Here is a 17,259-nt window from a genome sequence, read left to right as displayed (position 1 = left end):
AATCAGAACGAAAAAAGGGCGTAACAGGTGACGAGCATACCCACCGAGACCGCGCAGCCAGGCAAGGCCTCGCTGTTCTACGATCCCAAGATCAGGGGCTATGTCTACCAGCTCGCCCTGCTGGCGCTCGTCGCCTTTCTGGTCTGGTCGGCCGCCTCGAACGCAATCGAGAACCTGCGCGCGCAGAAGATCGCCTCGGGCTTCGGCTTCTGGAACAACGTGGCAGGATTCGACGTCAACCAGAAGCTGATTCCCTTCAGCGCTTCGGGCTCGACCTATGGCCAGGCCTTCTGGGTCGGCCTCCTCAATACGCTCCTCGTCGCCTCGATCGGCATCGTCCTCTCGACGATCCTCGGCTTCTTCGTCGGCGTCGCGCGCCTCTCCAGCAACTGGGTGCTGGCGAAGCTGGCGATGGTCTATGTCGAGGTCATCCGCAACCTGCCGCTGCTGCTGCAGCTCTTCTTCTGGTACAATGCGGTGCTGAAGCCGCTGCCCGACGCGCGCAACTCGATCGCGCTGCCGGGCTCGATCTTCCTCAACAACCGCGGCCTGATCCTGCCGAATCCGCAGTTCGGCCCCGCCTTCCAGTGGGTGGTGATCGCCTTTTTCCTCGCCGTCGTCGCGGCGATCGTCTTCTACCGGTGGTCGAAGACGCAGCAGGCGCGCACCGGCACGCAATATCCCAACGGCCTGATCACCCTCGGCCTGATCCTGGGCGTGCCTCTGCTGGTCTTCTTCATGGCCGGCAGCCCGCTCTCCTTCGAGCTGCCGCAGCAGGGGCGCTTCAACCTCACCGGTGGCCTGCAGATCTTTCCGGAGTTCGTCGCCCTGCTGATCGGGCTAACCACCTATACGGCGGGCTTCATCGCCGAGGTGGTGCGTGCCGGCATCCTCGCTGTCTCGAAGGGGCAGACCGAGGCGGCGCACGCGCTCGGCCTGCGCCCGGGGCCGACGCTGAAGCTCGTCGTCATTCCCCAGGCGATGCGGGTCATCATCCCGCCGCTGACGTCGAACTATCTCAACCTGACCAAGAACTCCTCGCTGGCGGTGGCGATCGGCTATCCCGATCTCGTCCAGGTATTCACCGGCACGGTGCTGAACCAGACCGGCCAGGCCGTCGAGGTGGTCGCCATCACCATGGCGGTCTATCTGACGATTTCGCTCGTGACCTCGCTGTTCATGAACATCTACAACAAGCGCATGGCGCTGGTGGAACGGTGAGGGCGCCACGATGACCGACGCGACACTCGAAAACGCTCCCCACGCCTTCGTGCGCCGGGAGACACTGGAACAACAGGCGCCGCCGCTGTCGGTGGCCGGGCCGGTGGCCTGGATCCGTACCAATCTGTTCTCCGGTCCGGTGAACAGCTTCATGACGCTGATCTGCATCTATGTCGTCGCCACCAGCCTGCCGGATCTGATCCGCTTCTACTTCATCGACGCGGTCTGGAGCGGCACCAACCGCGACGCCTGCCTCGCCGACAAAGTGGGCCGGCCTGTCGGGGCCTGCTGGGCCTATGTCGCCGACCGCTTCCAGTACTTCATCTACGGCTCCTATCCGGTCAGCCAGCGCTGGCGCGTCAACATCGTCTTTTTGATGTTCGCGCTCGGCGTGGTCTGGATGCTGTGGGACCGCGCCCCCTTGAAGAAGCTCGGCGCCTTCTTCTTCTTCGTCGTGATGCCGCTCGGGGCCTATGTGCTGCTGCTGGGAGGCCCTGGCGCCACCGGTGTCTTGCGCACGCTGATCATGATCACGCTGGCGCTGGCCGCGCTGTATCTCGTCCTGTCCTTCGTTCCCGGGCTCGCCCGCTTCTGGACGCCGGCGCCGCTGCTCGAGGTCGAGATGGCGGCGACGCCGATACAGCGGTTCCAGAGCCCCAAGCGCCTGATCCTGCTCGCGCTGGTGGTGTTCGGGCTGATCGCGATCCTCGCTGATCGGGCGGGGCTGCCGCGGGTCGATACGGGGCTTTGGGGCGGCATGACGGTGACCTTCCTGATCGCGGCGGTCGGCATCGTCTTCTCGCTGCCGCTCGGCATCCTGCTCGCGCTCGGGCGCCGTTCGCGGCTGCCGATCATCCAGCTGCTCTCGGTGATCTTCATCGAGTTCGTGCGCGGCGTGCCGCTGATCACCGTGCTGTTCATGGCCAACACCATGCTGCCGCTCTTCGTGCCGCAGGAATATTCGCCCGACCGGCTGCTGCGGCCGCTGATCGGCGTCGCCCTCTTTGCCGCCGCCTATATGGCGGAGGTCATCCGCGGCGGCCTGCAGGCGATCCCGAAGGGCCAGTACGAGGGCGCGATGTCGCTCGGCCTGGGCTACTGGCAGATGATGCGCCTCATCATCCTGCCGCAGGCGCTGCGGATCGTGATCCCCGGCATCGTCAACACCTTCATCGGGCTGTTCAAGGACACGACGCTGGTCACCATCGTCGGCATCTTCGACTTCCTGCGCACCATCGAGGCGACGCTGGTCGATCCGACCTGGGCGACGCCGACCACCCGCGCGACGGGCTATGCCTTCGCCGCGGTTTTCTATTTCCTGTGTTGCTGGGGCATGTCCCGCTACTCGATCGCGGTCGAGCAGCGGCTCGCCGCCGGCCAGAGACGCTGAGAGGAACCACGATCATGGCAATGGCAGACATGAAGGCGACGGATTCGCGCCCCGCGGCGCTGAAGCCCACCTCGCTGAACACCCCGACCGCCGTGGAGATGGTCGGCGTCAACAAGTGGTATGGCGAGTTCCACGTGCTCCGCGACATCAACCTCAAGGTCGAGCGCGGCGAGAAGCTGGTGATCTGCGGACCGTCCGGCTCCGGCAAATCGACGATGATCCGCTGCATCAACCGGCTCGAAGAGCACCAGAAGGGCCAGATCATCGTCGACGGGACCGAACTGACCAACGATCTCAAGAAGATCGACGAGATCCGCCGCGACGTCGGCATGGTCTTCCAGCACTTCAACCTGTTCCCGCATCTGACGATCCTCGAGAACCTGACGCTCGCGCCGATCTGGGTGAAGAAGCTGCCCAAGAAGGACGCCGAGGAGATCGCGATGCACTATCTCAAGCGCGTCAAGATCCCCGAGCAGGCCCTGAAGTATCCGGGCCAGCTTTCGGGCGGTCAGCAGCAGCGCGTCGCCATCGCCCGCTCGCTCTGCATGAGCCCGAAGATCATGCTCTTCGACGAGCCGACCTCGGCGCTCGATCCCGAGATGGTCAAGGAGGTGCTCGACACCATGGTCTCGCTGGCGGAGGAGGGCATGACGATGCTCTGCGTCACCCACGAGATGGGCTTCGCCCGTCAGGTCGCGGACCGCGTCATCTTCATGGATGCCGGCCAGATCGTCGAGATGAACAAGCCCGACGCCTTCTTCAAGAACCCGCAGCACGAGCGCACCAAGCTCTTCCTGAGCCAGATTCTCCACTGACGCAGTCGGAGCCGCCGCCGCCGCCGCTCCTGCGGCGGTGACGACGCAGGGGAACAATGACCGGAGCGCGAGGTTGTCCTGCCAAATCGGAGGACCACCATGAAACGCTTCATTCCTGTTCTGCTGGCCGCGATGGTCACCACGGGCGGAGCTTACGCCCAGTCGATCAACATCGGCCCGGGCGGCGTCGAGGTCGATCCGCGCTCGCCGCGCGAGCGCGCCATCGACCGTGAGATCCGGCGCGAGGAGCGGGCGCGCGAGCGGGCCCGCTACGAACGCATCCGCGACCGGCGCGACTGCCGCACCGTGACGACGATCCGCGAGACGCGCCGCGGCGAAGTCCGCAGCACCGAGCGCGTCTGCGACTGATTTCGCAGTCGGCTTCAAAACGAGAGAAGCCCCGCCGAACAGAGGTTCGGCGGGGCTTTTTGTTGGCCTGAACAGCGGGTAGAGCCCTATTGGCCGTCGCGCGCCTTGACCGCCACGTCCGGGAAATCCGAAAACAGCCCGTCGATGCCGAGCGCGAAGAAGGCCTTGTACTCGGCCGCTGCATCGCCCTTGAAATCCGAAGCCAGCCGCTTCGGCTCGCTGCGGAAGGTCCAGGTGTGGACCTGCAGACCCGCCGCCTTGGCGTTGCGCACCACATCGGTCGGCGGCAGCAGGACGCGGTCGCGCTCGTCGATCACGCCGTCCTTGTTCAGATCCTGCGGCTTGCCATCCGCCCCGATCACCGGCTTGCCGGGCAGGAGATAGGGCTTCCACGGGGCCACGCCATCGGCATAGGTCGCGATCTCCTTCAGCCCCTCGGCCGTGACGAGGTCCTTGAAGGTGCGCTTGTCGCCGGTGACGACGAAATCATAGGGTTTGTCGAAGGGGGCGGCGAGGACGATGCCGCCATCCTTGTCGACATCGTCGGCGTCGACCAGCTGGAACAGCCGTACCTGCGTCTTGCCGCGCAGATATTTGAGGTTGGCCGTCTCGAAGCTCTGGATGATCACCGGCGAGTTCTTCTCGGTCCAGCCCGCAGCCTTCAGCGCATCGAGCAGCCGGTCTTCCAGCGGCAACCCGATCGCGGCATGGAAGATCGGATGCTTGGTCTCCGGATAGACGCCGATGGTCCGTCCCAGCCGCGCGCTCTCGGCCTTGGCGAGGTCGACGACGTCCTGGAAGGTCGGGATCTGATATTGGCCGTTATGAGACTGGTCGCGATCGGCGAAGGCCTGTCTGGCGCGCAGCGTCTTGATTTCGGCCAGGGTGAAGTCGCCGGCGAACCAGTCGCTCGTCTCGACGCCGTCGACGCGGCGCGTGGTCTTGCGGCTGGCGAATTCGGGCCGGCTGGCGACATCGGTCGTGCCGCCCAGCATCGGCTCGTGCCGGGCGATCAGGACCCCGTCCTTGGTCGCGACCAGATCCGGTTCGATGAAATCCGCCCCCTGGGCGATGGCGAGCCGGTAGGCTTCGAGCGTGTGTTCCGGCAGATAGCCGCTGGCGCCGCGATGGCCGACGATGAGAGGCTTCGCCGCGCCGCCGCTGGTCGCAGCGGTCTGGGCAAGACCGGCCTCTGGAGCGGCCGCGGCGATGGCGAGACTGATGGCCAATCCCGCCGTCGTCAGCAGTCTCGTCGTCATGGCGTCGATCTCCGGTCGTTGGCGTGGGAGCCCAACCCTTGATCGCCCGATATGACAGACGGTTGAAGCCGTCACGGCCTCTGCGCTTCGAAAGGCGCAGAGGCGAGGGCGCTTCAGCGGCGGCCGCTCTCGAGCGTCGTCTTGGCGTCGAGGCGCTTGCCGGGCGGCGGGGTCAGATCCGGGGCCGGCTGCGTGGCGCAGGCGGCGAGCGACAGGGCGAGGAGGGAGGCGAGGAGCATCTGGCCGGCGCGCTGCATGGATCGGGACCTTTTGTTGCGGAAGGCGGTTGCCTCGTCTTTCCGCTTGTGGAAGGAGCCCGTCAAGCGGATCTCGTCGGGCGCGCCATGACAGTGCGTCATGATGGAATGGGTCCAGTCTCGATCTGCGCCGGCGCTTCGCCGCCCCTGTTGTCCGGAAACACGCCTGCCATGACGCCCGCCGCCCGCATCAGCGCCGCCATCGAGGTGCTCGAGGATCTCATCCAGCGCCGCCGGCCCGCCGCCGACGCGCTCAAGGATTGGGGCCTGTCGCGCCGCTTCGCCGGCTCGAAGGATCGCGCGGCGATCGCCTCGCTCGTCTATGACGCGCTGCGCCGCAAGGCGTCCAGCGCGCATGTGATGGGCTCCGAGACGCCCCGCGCGTTGATGCTCGGCATGCTGGCGCGCCAGCGCGGGCTCGATCTCGAACAGATCGCGGCCCTGTTCACGGGCGAGCACCACGCGCCGGCGCCGCTCGAAAGCGAGGAGGTCGACCGGCTGGTGGCGCTGTCTCTCGCCGATGCGCCCGATTGGGTGCGCGCCGACGTGCCCGAATGGCTCTGGCCCGGCTTTGCGAGCGCCTTCGGGCCCGATGCCGTCGCCGAGGGCGAGGCCCTGGCCGGGCGCGCGCCGATCGACATCCGCGCGAACCGGCTGAAGACGACGCGCGACCGGCTCGCCGGCGAACTCGGCCATGCCACGCCGGAGCCCGGCGCCTGGTCGCCCGATGCGCTGCGATTCCAGCCCGGCATCGATGGGCGAGGGCCCTCGCTTCAGGCGGAACCGTCCTTCTTCGCCGGCGGTTTCGAAATCCAGGACGAGGGCTCGCAACTCGTCACCCTGCTCGCCGGGGCGAAGCCCGGCCAGACGGTGATCGACCTCTGCGCCGGAGCCGGCGGCAAGACGCTGGCGCTCGCCGCGCTGATGGCCAATAGCGGCTGCCTGTTCGCGACCGACCTCGATGCGCGCCGGCTCGCGCCGCTGCATGAACGCCTCGCCCGCTCCGGCGCCTCGATCGTCGAGATCCGCATTCCCCGCTCGCGCGGCCATGAGCCGCTGGCCGAGATCGAGGGCCAGGCGGACCTCGTCCTGGTCGACGCTCCCTGCACCGGCTCGGGCACCTGGCGGCGCAATCCGGATGCGAAGTGGCGCGTCCGCCCCGGCGCGCTGGCCGAGCGCGTCAGAGACCAGGCCGAGGTGCTGGCGCGGGCGGCCAGACTGGTGAAGCCTGGCGGGCGCATCGCCTATATCACCTGCTCGGTCCTGCCCGAGGAGAACGACGCGGCCATCGAAGCCTTCCTCGGCCGCAATGCCGGCTTCGCGACCGTGCCGCCCGCCGAGATACTCGCCTCCGAGCATGGCGATTTCAGCTTGCTCGCCCGCTTCGCGACGGGCCGCGGCCTCCAGCTCTCGCCGCGGCGCACCGGCACGGACGGCTTCTATCTGGCCTGCGTCCGGCGAGGGGACTGAAGCCGCGCGACAGCCGTTGCGTGGCATCGCGCGATGGCTTAACCGGGCGCGATGACGAGCGCTCAGCCCCATCACGACTCCATCCTGATCATCGATTTCGGCTCGCAGGTGACGCAGCTGATCGCGCGGCGCATCCGCGAGATCGGCGTCTACTGCGAGATCGCGCCGTTCCAGTCGGCCTCCGAGGCCTTCCAGCGCCTGAAGCCCAAGGGCGTGATCTTCTCCGGCGGGCCGGCCTCGGTGCCCGATGAAGGTTCGCCCCGCGCCCCGCAGGAGGTCTTCTCCACCGGGCTCCCGGTGCTCGGCATCTGCTATGGCCAGCAGACCATGGCCCATCAGCTTGGCGGTACCGTCGAGAGCGGGCACGCCGCCGAATTCGGCCGCGCCGATGTCGAGATCGTCACGTCGTCGGCGCTGTTCGAGGGCATCTGGGAGGAGGGCGGCCGCTATCCGGTCTGGATGAGCCATGGCGACCGCGTCACGCAGCTCCCGGCCGGCTTCACCGTCAAGGCGACCTCCGAGAACGCCCCCTATGCGGTGGCGAGCGACGAGGAGCGGCGCTTCTACTCGACCATGTTCCACCCCGAGGTCGTGCACACGCCCGATGGCGGCAAGCTGCTGCGCAACTTCGTCGTGAAAATCTGCGGCTGCACGCCGGACTGGAGTATGTCGGCCTATCGCGCCGAAATGCAGAAGAAGATCCGCGAGCAGGTCGGCAACGGCCGCGTGATCTGCGGGTTGTCCGGCGGCGTCGATTCCGCCGTGGCGGCCGTGCTGATCCATGAGGCGATCGGCGACCAGCTCACCTGCGTCTTCGTCGATCACGGTCTGATGCGGATGAACGAGGCGGAGGAGGTCGTGCGCCTGTTCCGCGACCACTACAACATCCCGCTCGTGCATGTTGAGGCGGAAGAGCTCTTCCTGTCGGAACTCGCCAAATGCGGCGCCGATCCCGAAGCCAAGCGCAAGACCATCGGCCGGCTCTTCATCGATGTCTTCGATGCCGAAGCGGCGAAGCTCGGCGGTGCGGATTTCCTCGCCCAAGGCACGCTCTATCCGGACGTGATCGAGAGCGTCTCCTTCTCGGGCGGCCCCTCGGTCACGATCAAGAGCCACCACAATGTCGGCGGTTTGCCCGAGCGCATGAAGATGAAGCTCGTCGAGCCGCTGCGCGAGCTGTTCAAGGACGAGGTGAGGGTGCTCGGCCGCGAGCTCGGCCTGCCCGAGGCTTTCGTCGGCCGCCACCCCTTCCCGGGACCGGGGCTGGCCATCCGCTGCCCCGGCGAGATCACCAAGGAGAAGCTCGACATCCTCCGCAAGGCGGATGCGATCTATCTCGACGAGATCCGCAAGGCCGGCCTCTACGACGTGATCTGGCAGGCCTTCGCCGTGCTGCTGCCGGTGCGCACGGTCGGCGTGATGGGCGACTATCGCACCTACGACCATGTCTGCGCGCTGCGCGCCGTGACTTCGGTCGACGGCATGACGGCGGATTTCTACCCCTATGACATGGCCTTCCTCGGCCGCACGGCGACGCGCATCATCAACGAGGTCAAGGGCATCAACCGCGTCGTCTACGACATCACCAGCAAGCCGCCCGGCACGATCGAGTGGGAGTGATCCGCCCCGCGGCCCTCGCGGGCCGCGGCATCCAGGGACCGGCGCCATGATGAGCCTTCCTTTCTTCGGCCTGCTGGCCGGCTTCGGTTGCGTTCTCGCCGGGCAGCGCGGCGCGGCCCTGCTGCTCTGGGCGGTCTCGATGGTCGTGATGCTCGTGCTGTTCCGCCTGCACGTCACCGATGCGCTGACGATCGTGCTGTGAGGCCGCGACCATGACCCCAGCCATCGCCCGGACGCTCAACGCCTTGGGCCTGCTCGCGGTCAGCCTCGTGCTGATCGCCGCCTTCCTCGACCAGTTCCTGCTCGGCGAACTGCCGTGCCCGCTCTGCCTGCTGCAGCGCGTCGGCTTCATGGGAGCGGTGCTGGGGCTGGCGCTGAACGTCCGGTTCGGACCGCGCCCGTCGCATTACGCCGTGACGATCCTCTCCGCCTGCTTCGGCGGCATGGTCTCGATCCGCCAGATCCTCGGCCATATCGTGCCGGGCACCGGCACCTATGGCAGCGCGATTTTCGGTCTGCACTACTACAGCTGGGCCCTGCTGATCTTCGGCGCCATCGTGCTGGGCTGCACGGCCCTGCTCTTCTTCGAGCGCCAGTTCGCCGATTCGGACGCGGCTCCCGCGCGCGCCACGGGCTTCGGCGTGGCGATGATCGGGCTGGCCGCCGCACTGGCGCTGGCGAACGGCGTCTCGACGGTGCTGGAATGCGGCGCCGGGCTGTGCCCCGACAACCCCGTGGTCTACGAGTTGCTGCAGGGTTTGAAGGGCCCATAGCCGATCCCGCTTGCCAAACCGCACGCCGGGCGGCAATGACTGCGGCAGGGAAGGGTGGCCGAGTGGTTTAAGGCAGCGGTCTTGAAAACCGCCGTGGGTGCAAGCCCACCGTGGGTTCGAATCCCACCCCTTCCGCCAGAAATCATCACGGAACTCGTCATTCTGGTGGAAATCGCCGGTCTGCCGTTGGGTGGGCCGGTGATTTCGTGGACAATTCGTGGACATTCAGCCCCACGAGCAACCCTGACATTGCACCCTATTTGCCCTTGTTCAAAACTGGACTCTGTTCTCGATGTGGTCCGTCCTGGACCGGGTTGCAAACTCGTTGGGGGTAAGGCCGCCAAGGCTCGTATGCGGCCGGTGGGCATTGTAGTCCATCCTCCATTCTTCGATCAGCCGGCGAGCGGTCGGCAGGTTGCGGAACATGCGCTCGTTGAGACATTCGTCTCGGAAGCGGCCATTCAGGCTCTCGACGAACCCGTTCTGCATCGGCTTGCCCGGCGCAATGTAGTGCCACTCGACCTGGCTATCCTCCTGCCATTGCAGGACGGCCCGCGAGGTCAGCTCGGTGCCGTTGTCGCTGACGACCATGAGCGGCCGGCCGCGAAGGGGGATGAGCGCATCGAGCGCGCGGGCGACCCGCTGGCCGGAGAGCGAGGTGTCGACGACGAGTGCCAGGCATTCGCGGGTGAAGTCGTCGACCACGACCAGCACACGAAAGCGCCGTCCGTCGACCAACTGGTCGGCGACGAAGTCGAGGCTCCAGCGCTGGTTCGGGCCCTGTGGCATGGCCATCGGCGCCCGTGTCCCGAGCGCGCGCTTGCGCCCGCCACGCCGGCGCACCGTCAGCCGCTCTTCACGGATTGTGCCGGAACAGCTTCTTATGGTTCAGCACGATGCCGTCCCGCCGCAGCAGGATGTGCAGGCGCCTGTAGCCGAACCGCCGCCGCTGACCCGCCTGGGTCTTCAGGCGCTCGCGTATCCTCGCGTCGCCGGACCGATGCGAGGCATAGCGATAGGTCTTCGGGTCAAGCCCGATCAGGCTGCACGCCCGACGCTGCGAGTAGCTCTTCTCTTCGATGGCCCAGGTCACGAACGCTCTCCGCGATCCGGGCTTCAGAAGTTGTTTCCAAGCGCCTCGCGCAACGTCGCGACGTCGAGCATCGACTCCGCCAGCAGCTTCTTGAGCTTCCGGGTCCCGTCGTCGAGCGCCTTCAGCCGACGGGCGTCCGATACCTCCATCCCGCCATAGCGATTGCGCCAATTGTAGAGCGTCGCATCGCTGATCCCGTGCTTGCGGCACAGATCCGCCACCGCGACCCCGGCCTGATGCTCCTTCAGCACCGCGATGATCTGCTCTTCGCCAAACCGGCTCTTCTTCATCTCCGTCTCCTTCCGACGGAGTCCAATTCAAACCGAGGGCGCTTCAGGGGGCAACGTCAGCGGACATGCGCGTCGTGCTTACGTCCGACAAGTCTGCGGCCGATCAAAAACCGATTAGACTGACAAAACGGATCAAGTGCGCTGTACGAGCAGCGTTGGCCAAGTGGCACCGTCGGAAATCTACTTCACAGCCCGAAGGATTTCGTGATGACCGAGGATTGCCATTATGCTTGTCGACAAGCTAATCTAGACGAAGGGTGCATCCTGAATGGTCGAAAGATGCAGGCTAGTGTGGGTCGGGCCGCCCGCACGGAGGCCTGCGACCATTATGCTCCGATCTCTCATTGCTGAACCCGCCGATCTACAGCGCCTCGCGGACGCATTCGATGCGGCTTGGGTCGCAATTAACGCCAAACAGCCCGTAGATCCCGTCGCTGCGTCGGCGGAACGCGAAAGGTTGAGCTACATCCTGATTTATCTGTGGCAATCCAATCCCGATATCGAGTTGGCTCAGGTTGCGACCGAACAGTTCCTCGACGGAGCCGGCAAGGCAGAGCCCGGCGCGGATGCCATTGAACGAGCGCTACAGGCCTCAGGCTAACTCTGCTGTTTGCATCTAAAATCCTCTCTCCGGTCGCGTCGCTGGGTCAAGAGCTGATCGAGCCTGTTGCCAGCTCGAACGGCAGACGATCGTGCCGAAGCCGAACCGGCTGATCGGCCCTCCTTCACTTGTGGACGTCTAGGGTCGCCCAGCCGCTGGGCCGGTTCGTGGGCGGCAGGCTGCTGCGGTCCTTGTGAGAACGCAGGATATGGGCCTTCGCCAGCATATGCGCGGTCACGGGCGCGGTGAGGAATAGGAAGATTGTGATCAGCATTTCGTGGAACGAGATATGGGCGCCCGCGATCGCGAAATACAGCATCGAGGCGATCAGCAGCGAACCGATGCCGAGCGTCGTCGACTTGGAGGGCCCGTGCAGGCGCCGCATCAGGTCGGGCAGCTTCGCCAGCCCGAAGGAGCCGACCAGCAGGAAGAAGGCTCCGATGAGAATCAAGGCCGTGACGGCCGCTTCGCCGATCCAGTGCATGCTGCGTGTCCTATTCGATCACATTACCACGGAGCAGATATTTGCAGAACGCCACGGTCGTGACGAAGCCAACCATGGCGATCAGCATCGCGGCTTCGAAATAGATCGTCGTGCCGTAATAGATGCCCAGCAGCACGATCAGCCCGATCGCGTTGATGACCATCGTGTCCAGCGCGAGGATGCGATCCGTAACGTCGGGACCGATCGCCAGCCGGTACAGATTGAGCAGGATGGCGACGCTGGTGGCGATCAGCGCGATCAGACAGGCGGTTGCGATCATTCGAAGATCCTCTTCAACCTGCGCTCGTAGCGCTGCTTGATCTGGGCGATCGTCGCCTCCGCTTCGTCAGTCTCCAGGCAGTGCACGAGCAGGGCGCGGCCGTCGGCGCTCACATCGGCCGAGACCGTGCCGGGCGTCATCGTGATCGTCCCCGCGAGCACCGTGATCGCCTCCGGCGATGTGAGATCGAGCGGCAGGGTGATGAAGCGTGAATGCAGGCTGTCGCCGCGGCGAAACAGGATGAGGTAGGCGACCTGAATGTTCGAGACGACGATGTCCCAGAGCACGACCAGCATGAACTCGATCATCATCAGCGGCGCACCGACGCGCGGGCGCCCCGGCCAGTAGGCGCTGGTGGCGAGCGGAATCAGGATGCCCAGGATCAGCCCCAGCACCAGATGGCCAAAGGTCACCTCATTGGCGAGCAGGACCCAGACCGCGACGATCCAGACCGACAGCAGGGGATGGGGGAACATGCGCAAAGCCATGGCCTAATTCTCCCCCGTGCCGGCGCCGGCGGCGGGCGACAGCACCGCGCGGACATAGCCGGCCTTGTCGAGCAGCTGATCCGACGTCGCCGCGAAGGCTCTGGTGAACGGGCCGGCGCCCAGTGACAGCGCCGCCGTGGCCGCCAGCAGGAGGGCGATGACGACGAGCGGCACGAGGGTGATCCCGGTCAGGCCGGGCGCCTTCGCGACCGCCGCTCCACCCGCAGACGGAACCGGCTCGCTGTTGTTCCAGAAGATCATCGAGCCGGCGCGCGCATAGCCGATCATCATCAGCAGGCTCGCGCCGAGCATGACCGCCCAGATCAGCGGTGCCTGCGGCGCCTGGCGCGTCGCGTCGAGGATCAGCAGCTTTCCGATGAAGCCCGACAAGGGCGGCATCCCGACCATGGCGATGGCCCCCAGAAAGAACATCGCCCCCAGCAGCGTCTCGTTGGCGATCGCCGGCGCGGGTTCGAGCCTTTCGAGTTGCTGGCCGCGCCGCTGGGAGATCACGTCGACGAGCAGGAACAGGGCGGCGCCCGTCAGGGTGCTGTGCACAAGGTAGGAGAGCGCCGCCGTCGTGCCGGGACCGTCGAACAGCCCCACCGCGATCAGCAGATTGCCCATGGAGGCGACGACGGAGAAGCAGACGAGATCGCGCAGATTGCGACTGGCGAGCACGCCGATGGCGCCAACGATCAGCGTGACGAGCGCTGCGGGGATCACGATCGGCGCGACCATGGCGGCCAGCGGCCCCGCATCCGCACCGAAGATCAGCCCGTAGACGCGGATGATCGCATAGGCGCCGACCTTGGTCATGATCATGAACATGGCCGCAGCCGGCGCGGATGTCGCCGCATAGGCGCTGGGCAGCCACCAGTGCAGCGGCACCAACGCCGCCTTGGTCGCGAAGACCGCAAACAGCAGCATCGCTCCTGTCTTCAGCAGCGCCTGGTCGTCCGCGGACACCGCCGCGACCTTGCCCGCCAGATCGGCCATGTTGAGCGTGCCGGTGATCGCGTAGATCAGACCGACGCCGAACAGGAACAGCGTCGAGGCGATCAGGTTGATCGCGACATAGTGGAAGCCCGCCTTCAGCCGCGGCGCGCCGCCGCCATGCAGCATCAGCCCATAGGAGGCGATCAGCATGACCTCGAAGAAGACGAACAGGTTGAACAGGTCGCCTGTCAGGAAGGCGCCGTTGACGCCGAGCAGCTGGAACTGCAGCAGGGCATGGAAATGCCGTCCACGCGTGTCCCAGCCGGCACAGGCATAGACTGCCACCATCAGCGCCAGCGCCGCACTGAGCAGCAGCATGATGGCCGACAGCCGGTCGAGCACGAGCACGATGCCGAAGGGGGCCGGCCAGTTGCCGAGGAAATAAGCCCGCGGCGTTCCGTCGCCGGCGAGCACGAGCAGGCCGATGGCCAGGGCCAGCGCCAGAATGGTGGACGCAACCGAGACGACGCGCTGATGCTTGAGGTGATGCGGCAGCGCCAGGATGAGCAGCGCCGCCGTCATCGCCGGCAGAACCGTGGGAAGGACGATCGAGTTGTTCATGCTGGCAGCCGCGCCTTGTCTACGTCGGTCCGGATCCGGGCCGCGTCGCCCTCGCCGGACACAGCGAGATCGACCTCGTCGCTTCCCGACTCCAGGAAGCCGCGCAGCGCGAGCACAACGATCAGAGCTGTCATGCCGAAGGAGATCACGATCGCGGTCAGGACGAGCGCCTGCGGCAGCGGGTCGGCATAGGCGCTTGCCAGTGGGCTGATGACCGGCGGCTGGTTGATCGTCAGGCGGCCCATCGCGAACAGGAAGAGGTTCACCGCATAGGTCAGGAAGGTCAGACCGAGAATGACCGGGAACGTCCGTGCGCGCAGCAGGAGGTAAATCCCCACCGCCGTCATCACGCCCGTGGCGCTGGCGACAAGCAGTTCCATGTCACACCTCCTTCGCCACGGCCGTGTCGGCCTCGATCACGATATCCATCGGATGGTCCGTGGCAGGCGAGCGCTCGGCCCGCTGCTGGACACGTGAGATCTGCGACAGCGACAGCAGCACGGCCCCGACGACGGCGAGGAAAACGCCGAGATCGAAGGCCATCGCCGTCGCCAGTTCGAACGTCCCGACGAACGGCAGCGAGAAATAGCCGAAAGAACTCGTCAGGAAGGGCCGCCCGAACACGAAGGAACCGATGCCGGTCAGGCCGGCGATGACGATGCCGGCCCCGATCATCGCCTGGGAGTCGAGGCGGGCGCGGGCATTCGCCCAGACATAGCCGCTGGCCATGTACTGCATGATCAGCGCCATCGCGACGACGAGACCGGCGATGAAGCCGCCGCCCGGCAGGTTGTGCCCGCGCAGGAAGATGTAGACGCCCACCGTCAGCGCCAGCGGCAGCAGCGCCCGCGTCGCCACCACCAGCATCAGGGGGTGGGCGTCGCGAGCCTCTTCCGCGAAGCGGATACTCGCCAGCCGGCGCGCCGCGGGTCGTCCGAAGGGGTGGTCCAGCAGCGCGAAGATCGCCAGCGCGGCGATGCCGAGCACGATGATCTCGCCGAAGGTATCGAAGCCGCGGAAGTCGACCAGAATGACGTTGACGACATTGGTGCCGCCGCCCCCGGGCTTCGACTGCTCCAGATGATAGGTGGAGATGGTCTCGAAGCCCCGTGTCATCACGGCATAGACCAGTCCCGCGGCACCGAGGCCCGCCACCGTCGCGATGCCGGCATCGCGCCAGCGCAAGGCGAGGCTGCTCTGTTTCGGCGTCGTCTTCGGCAGCAGATTGAGGGCCAGGAGCAGCAGAACGGTCGTTACCACGTCGACGGAGATCTGGGTCAACGCGAGATCCGGCGCCGAGAACTGCAGGAAGGCGAGCGAGACGACCAGGCCGACGACGCTCGTCAGGATCAGCGCAAAGACGCGATCATGGTGGCGCAGCGCCGCCACAAGGCTGGCCCCGACGAGTGCGAACCAGGCCACGACAGCCGGCAGCGACATCGGCAGCGTGGCCCGCGCGCCGCTCCCATGTGAGGCACTCCAGAACCCGCCGGCCGCCAGCACGAGCACGGCAGCGAGGATGACGACGAAATAGAGCTGCAGCGATCCGGTATGCGAGCGCGCGATGCTCCAGCTGGCCCCCGCCACCAGCCGGCGGATGACGCGATCGAACAGCGTCTTCGCGTCGGGGCGCGGCAGGGACAGACGGAACGCCTCGACCCGGCGATAGGCGAGGAACAGGGCCGTGCCGGCGATCAGCGCCGCGATGCTGACCAGCAGGGCCGGTGTGACCCCGTGCCAGAGCGCGAGGTAATAGGAGGAGGGCAGCGGACCGCCGATGACGGCCATCGCCGTGCGCGCGACGATCGGCCCGGCGATCAGCGCCGGCAGGAGCCCGATCGCCACCACCAGCACAACCAGCACCGCAACCGGCAGCCACATGCCCGCCGGCGGGTCATGCGGGTGGGCGGGGTAGTCGTGTCGCTGCGGACCGAAGAAGACGGCGACCGCCAGCCTGACCGAATAGGCGACCGAAAACAGCGTCGCCAGACCGACCATCACGGGGAACAGCCAGGGAATGCCGGCATAGGAGGTCTGCAGGGCCTGCTCGAGCATCATCTCCTTGGACAGGAAGCCATTCAGCGGCGCGATGCCCGCCATCGCGGCAGAGGCGATCAGCACCAGCGTCGCGGTGATCGGCATCAGCGTCATGAGACCGCCGAGCCGTCGGATGTCGCGCGTGCCGGTCTCGTGGTCGACGATGCCGGCGCCCATGAAGAGAGCCGCCTTGAAGGTCGCGTGATTGAGGATGTGGAACACCGCGGCCACCGCCGCCATCGGCGTCCCGAAGCCCAGCAGCATCGTCATCAGCCCGAGATGGCTGACGGTGGAGAACGCCAGCAGCCCCTTGAGGTCATCCTTGAAGATCGCGATCCAGGCCGCCACCAGCATGGTGACGAGCCCCACGGGCGCCACGATCAGGAACCAGGCATCGGTGCCGGCCAGCACCGGCCACAGGCGCGCCAGCAGGAAGACGCCCGCCTTCACCATCGTGGCTGAATGCAGATAGGCCGACACCGGCGTCGGCGCCGCCATCGCATGCGGCAGCCAGAAGTGGAATGGGAACTGGGCCGATTTTGTGAAGGCGCCGCCGAGGATGAGCAGCAGCATCGGCAGATAGAGGGGCGAGGCCTTGATCAGATCGCCTCGCTGCAGGATGACCGACAGGTCGTAGGATCCGGCGATGTTGCCCAGCATCAGCATGCCGGCGATCAGCAGCAGCCCGCCGCCGCCGGTGACGACCAGCGCCATCCGTGCGCCCTGCCGCGCCTCGGGCAGGTGCCGCCAATAGCCGATCAGCAGGAAGGAGGTCAGGCTGGTCAGTTCCCAGAACACCAGCAGGAGCAGGATGTTGTCAGACACGACGACACCGACCATCGCGCCCTGGAACAGCAGCAGATAGGCGTAGAAGCGCCCCATCGGGTCGTTGCGGCTGAGGTAATAGCGCGCGTAGACGATCACAAGCAGGCCGATGCCGAGGATCATCGTGGCGAAGAACAGGCCGAGGCCGTCGATGAAGAACGAGAACGACAGCCCGAGCTGCGGCAGCCAGTCCAGCCGCGCCTGGACGATCTCGCCACGATAGACGCCCGGCGCATGCGAAAGCAGCAGCGCGAGGGCGAGCAACGTCGCCAGGCCCGTTACCACGGCGCAGACATTCCGGCCCGAGCGGATCGTCAACGGTGGAAAGACTGCCGCGAAGAACGGCACCAGCGGGATCAGCCACAAATTCATCTACAAATGATTCCGATCACAATCTTGCAAACCATTCAGCCGCTACCGCATCCTC

General features: G+C 66.2%; 17 protein-coding genes, 1 tRNA gene and 1 pseudogene. 10 read left to right on the top strand and 9 right to left on the bottom strand.

What is annotated here, in order from left to right:
* The first annotated feature begins 27 nt into the window (after positions 1 to 27).
* From ACFPN9_RS21685 to ACFPN9_RS21670, 4 genes are all read left to right on the top strand, one after another.
* Positions 28 to 1,221 (top strand): amino acid ABC transporter permease, encoded by a 1,194-nt coding sequence (locus ACFPN9_RS21685; RefSeq protein WP_245289491.1) that lies wholly within the window; start codon positions 28 to 30, stop codon positions 1,219 to 1,221.
* Positions 1,222 to 1,231: 10 nt separating this feature from the next.
* Positions 1,232 to 2,611 carry an amino acid ABC transporter permease gene (locus ACFPN9_RS21680; protein WP_066718503.1) on the top strand — a complete coding sequence of 460 codons (1,380 nt, stop codon included), beginning with the start codon at positions 1,232 to 1,234 and terminating at the stop codon, positions 2,609 to 2,611.
* Between the two features lie 98 nt (positions 2,612 to 2,709).
* Positions 2,710 to 3,426, top strand: a complete 717-nt coding sequence (locus ACFPN9_RS21675; protein WP_197426554.1) for an amino acid ABC transporter ATP-binding protein — start codon at positions 2,710 to 2,712, stop codon at positions 3,424 to 3,426.
* Between the two features lie 99 nt (positions 3,427 to 3,525).
* Complete coding sequence (locus ACFPN9_RS21670; RefSeq protein ID WP_066718506.1) at positions 3,526 to 3,795, top strand: hypothetical protein; 270 nt, start codon at positions 3,526 to 3,528, stop codon at positions 3,793 to 3,795.
* A gap of 86 nt (positions 3,796 to 3,881) precedes the next feature.
* Here the strand turns inward: ACFPN9_RS21670 and ACFPN9_RS21665 are convergent, their stop codons facing one another.
* Both ACFPN9_RS21665 and ACFPN9_RS21660 read right to left on the bottom strand, forming a co-directional pair.
* Entirely contained in the window at positions 3,882 to 5,054 is a 1,173-nt protein-coding gene (locus ACFPN9_RS21665) for a glycerophosphodiester phosphodiesterase (RefSeq protein ID WP_066718508.1), read from the bottom strand.
* 113 nt (positions 5,055 to 5,167) lie between these two features.
* Positions 5,168 to 5,413: a hypothetical protein gene (locus ACFPN9_RS21660; protein ID WP_066718510.1), complete on the bottom strand. Its 246-nt coding sequence runs from the start codon at positions 5,411 to 5,413 to the stop codon at positions 5,168 to 5,170.
* A gap of 69 nt (positions 5,414 to 5,482) precedes the next feature.
* On the opposite strand from ACFPN9_RS21660, the gene ACFPN9_RS21655 reads away from it, so the two are divergent.
* From ACFPN9_RS21655 to ACFPN9_RS21635, 5 genes are all read left to right on the top strand, one after another.
* Positions 5,483 to 6,781, top strand: a complete 1,299-nt coding sequence (locus ACFPN9_RS21655; RefSeq protein WP_066718514.1) for an RsmB/NOP family class I SAM-dependent RNA methyltransferase — start codon at positions 5,483 to 5,485, stop codon at positions 6,779 to 6,781.
* Between the two features lie 51 nt (positions 6,782 to 6,832).
* On the top strand, positions 6,833 to 8,401 hold the full coding sequence (gene guaA / locus ACFPN9_RS21650; RefSeq protein ID WP_066718517.1) for a glutamine-hydrolyzing GMP synthase: 1,569 nt from the start codon (positions 6,833 to 6,835) through the stop codon (positions 8,399 to 8,401).
* Between the two features lie 46 nt (positions 8,402 to 8,447).
* Entirely contained in the window at positions 8,448 to 8,603 is a 156-nt protein-coding gene (locus tag ACFPN9_RS21645) for a DUF5993 family protein (protein ID WP_197426553.1), read from the top strand.
* Between the two features lie 10 nt (positions 8,604 to 8,613).
* Positions 8,614 to 9,174: a disulfide bond formation protein B gene (locus ACFPN9_RS21640; protein WP_066718520.1), complete on the top strand. Its 561-nt coding sequence runs from the start codon at positions 8,614 to 8,616 to the stop codon at positions 9,172 to 9,174.
* Between the two features lie 48 nt (positions 9,175 to 9,222).
* Positions 9,223 to 9,312: transfer RNA gene (locus ACFPN9_RS21635), tRNA-Ser, on the top strand.
* A 132-nt stretch (positions 9,313 to 9,444) separates the two neighbouring features.
* Here ACFPN9_RS21635 and ACFPN9_RS21630 read toward each other — a convergent pair.
* A pseudogene (locus ACFPN9_RS21630) lies at positions 9,445 to 10,557 on the bottom strand (IS3 family transposase).
* Between the two features lie 457 nt (positions 10,558 to 11,014).
* Here ACFPN9_RS21630 and ACFPN9_RS21625 point away from each other — a divergent pair.
* Positions 11,015 to 11,158, top strand: coding sequence for a hypothetical protein (locus ACFPN9_RS21625; protein WP_156449994.1), 144 nt, complete (start codon positions 11,015 to 11,017; stop codon positions 11,156 to 11,158).
* A gap of 124 nt (positions 11,159 to 11,282) precedes the next feature.
* Here ACFPN9_RS21625 and ACFPN9_RS21620 read toward each other — a convergent pair whose 3' ends face one another.
* Genes ACFPN9_RS21620 through ACFPN9_RS21595 form a run of 6 tightly spaced genes read right to left on the bottom strand, consistent with a single transcriptional unit; the run spans position 11,283 to position 17,204 of the window.
* Positions 11,283 to 11,642 carry a Na+/H+ antiporter subunit G gene (locus tag ACFPN9_RS21620; protein ID WP_067254631.1) on the bottom strand — a complete coding sequence of 120 codons (360 nt, stop codon included), beginning with the start codon at positions 11,640 to 11,642 and terminating at the stop codon, positions 11,283 to 11,285.
* A gap of 10 nt (positions 11,643 to 11,652) precedes the next feature.
* Positions 11,653 to 11,922 (bottom strand): K+/H+ antiporter subunit F, encoded by a 270-nt coding sequence (locus ACFPN9_RS21615; RefSeq protein ID WP_067254628.1) that lies wholly within the window; start codon positions 11,920 to 11,922, stop codon positions 11,653 to 11,655.
* The gene (locus ACFPN9_RS21610) at positions 11,919 to 12,410 is read right to left on the bottom strand and encodes a Na+/H+ antiporter subunit E (protein ID WP_067254625.1); all 492 of its coding nucleotides are present in this window, start codon (positions 12,408 to 12,410) and stop codon (positions 11,919 to 11,921) included. The genes ACFPN9_RS21615 and ACFPN9_RS21610 overlap by 4 nt, the downstream gene beginning before the upstream one ends.
* A 3-nt stretch (positions 12,411 to 12,413) precedes the next feature.
* Positions 12,414 to 13,970: a monovalent cation/H+ antiporter subunit D gene (locus ACFPN9_RS21605; RefSeq protein ID WP_067254621.1), complete on the bottom strand. Its 1,557-nt coding sequence runs from the start codon at positions 13,968 to 13,970 to the stop codon at positions 12,414 to 12,416.
* Positions 13,967 to 14,350 (bottom strand): Na+/H+ antiporter subunit C, encoded by a 384-nt coding sequence (locus ACFPN9_RS21600; protein ID WP_067254618.1) that lies wholly within the window; start codon positions 14,348 to 14,350, stop codon positions 13,967 to 13,969. The genes ACFPN9_RS21605 and ACFPN9_RS21600 overlap by 4 nt, the downstream gene beginning before the upstream one ends.
* A 1-nt stretch (position 14,351) precedes the next feature.
* On the bottom strand, positions 14,352 to 17,204 hold the full coding sequence (locus ACFPN9_RS21595; RefSeq protein ID WP_377817580.1) for a monovalent cation/H+ antiporter subunit A: 2,853 nt from the start codon (positions 17,202 to 17,204) through the stop codon (positions 14,352 to 14,354).
* Positions 17,205 to 17,259: the final 55 nt, after the last annotated feature.

The organism is Allobosea massiliensis, assembly GCF_042655245.1.
Taxonomy (GTDB): domain Bacteria; phylum Pseudomonadota; class Alphaproteobacteria; order Rhizobiales; family Beijerinckiaceae; genus Allobosea; species Allobosea massiliensis.
Note: the sequence above shows the minus strand (reverse complement) of the source record. Positions and strands in the feature narration are given on the sequence as shown.

What these genes read in the sequence shown, in the direction of transcription:
- ACFPN9_RS21680 (WP_066718503.1), top strand. Translation starts at nt 1,232, where the DNA reads ATGACCGACGCGACACTCGAAAACGCTCCCCACGCCTTCGTGCGCCGG.
- ACFPN9_RS21675 (WP_197426554.1), top strand. Translation starts at nt 2,710, where the DNA reads ATGGTCGGCGTCAACAAGTGGTATGGCGAGTTCCACGTGCTCCGCGAC.
- ACFPN9_RS21670 (WP_066718506.1), top strand. Translation starts at nt 3,526, where the DNA reads ATGAAACGCTTCATTCCTGTTCTGCTGGCCGCGATGGTCACCACGGGC.
- ACFPN9_RS21665 (WP_066718508.1), bottom strand. Translation starts at nt 5,054, where the DNA reads ATGACGACGAGACTGCTGACGACGGCGGGATTGGCCATCAGTCTCGCC.
- ACFPN9_RS21660 (WP_066718510.1), bottom strand. Translation starts at nt 5,413, where the DNA reads ATGACGCACTGTCATGGCGCGCCCGACGAGATCCGCTTGACGGGCTCC.
- ACFPN9_RS21655 (WP_066718514.1), top strand. Translation starts at nt 5,483, where the DNA reads ATGACGCCCGCCGCCCGCATCAGCGCCGCCATCGAGGTGCTCGAGGAT.
- guaA (WP_066718517.1), top strand. Translation starts at nt 6,833, where the DNA reads ATGACGAGCGCTCAGCCCCATCACGACTCCATCCTGATCATCGATTTC.
- ACFPN9_RS21645 (WP_197426553.1), top strand. Translation starts at nt 8,448, where the DNA reads ATGATGAGCCTTCCTTTCTTCGGCCTGCTGGCCGGCTTCGGTTGCGTT.
- ACFPN9_RS21640 (WP_066718520.1), top strand. Translation starts at nt 8,614, where the DNA reads ATGACCCCAGCCATCGCCCGGACGCTCAACGCCTTGGGCCTGCTCGCG.
- ACFPN9_RS21620 (WP_067254631.1), bottom strand. Translation starts at nt 11,642, where the DNA reads ATGCACTGGATCGGCGAAGCGGCCGTCACGGCCTTGATTCTCATCGGA.
- ACFPN9_RS21615 (WP_067254628.1), bottom strand. Translation starts at nt 11,922, where the DNA reads ATGATCGCAACCGCCTGTCTGATCGCGCTGATCGCCACCAGCGTCGCC.
- ACFPN9_RS21610 (WP_067254625.1), bottom strand. Translation starts at nt 12,410, where the DNA reads ATGGCTTTGCGCATGTTCCCCCATCCCCTGCTGTCGGTCTGGATCGTC.
- ACFPN9_RS21605 (WP_067254621.1), bottom strand. Translation starts at nt 13,970, where the DNA reads ATGAACAACTCGATCGTCCTTCCCACGGTTCTGCCGGCGATGACGGCG.
- ACFPN9_RS21600 (WP_067254618.1), bottom strand. Translation starts at nt 14,350, where the DNA reads ATGGAACTGCTTGTCGCCAGCGCCACGGGCGTGATGACGGCGGTGGGG.
- ACFPN9_RS21595 (WP_377817580.1), bottom strand. Translation starts at nt 17,204, where the DNA reads ATGAATTTGTGGCTGATCCCGCTGGTGCCGTTCTTCGCGGCAGTCTTT.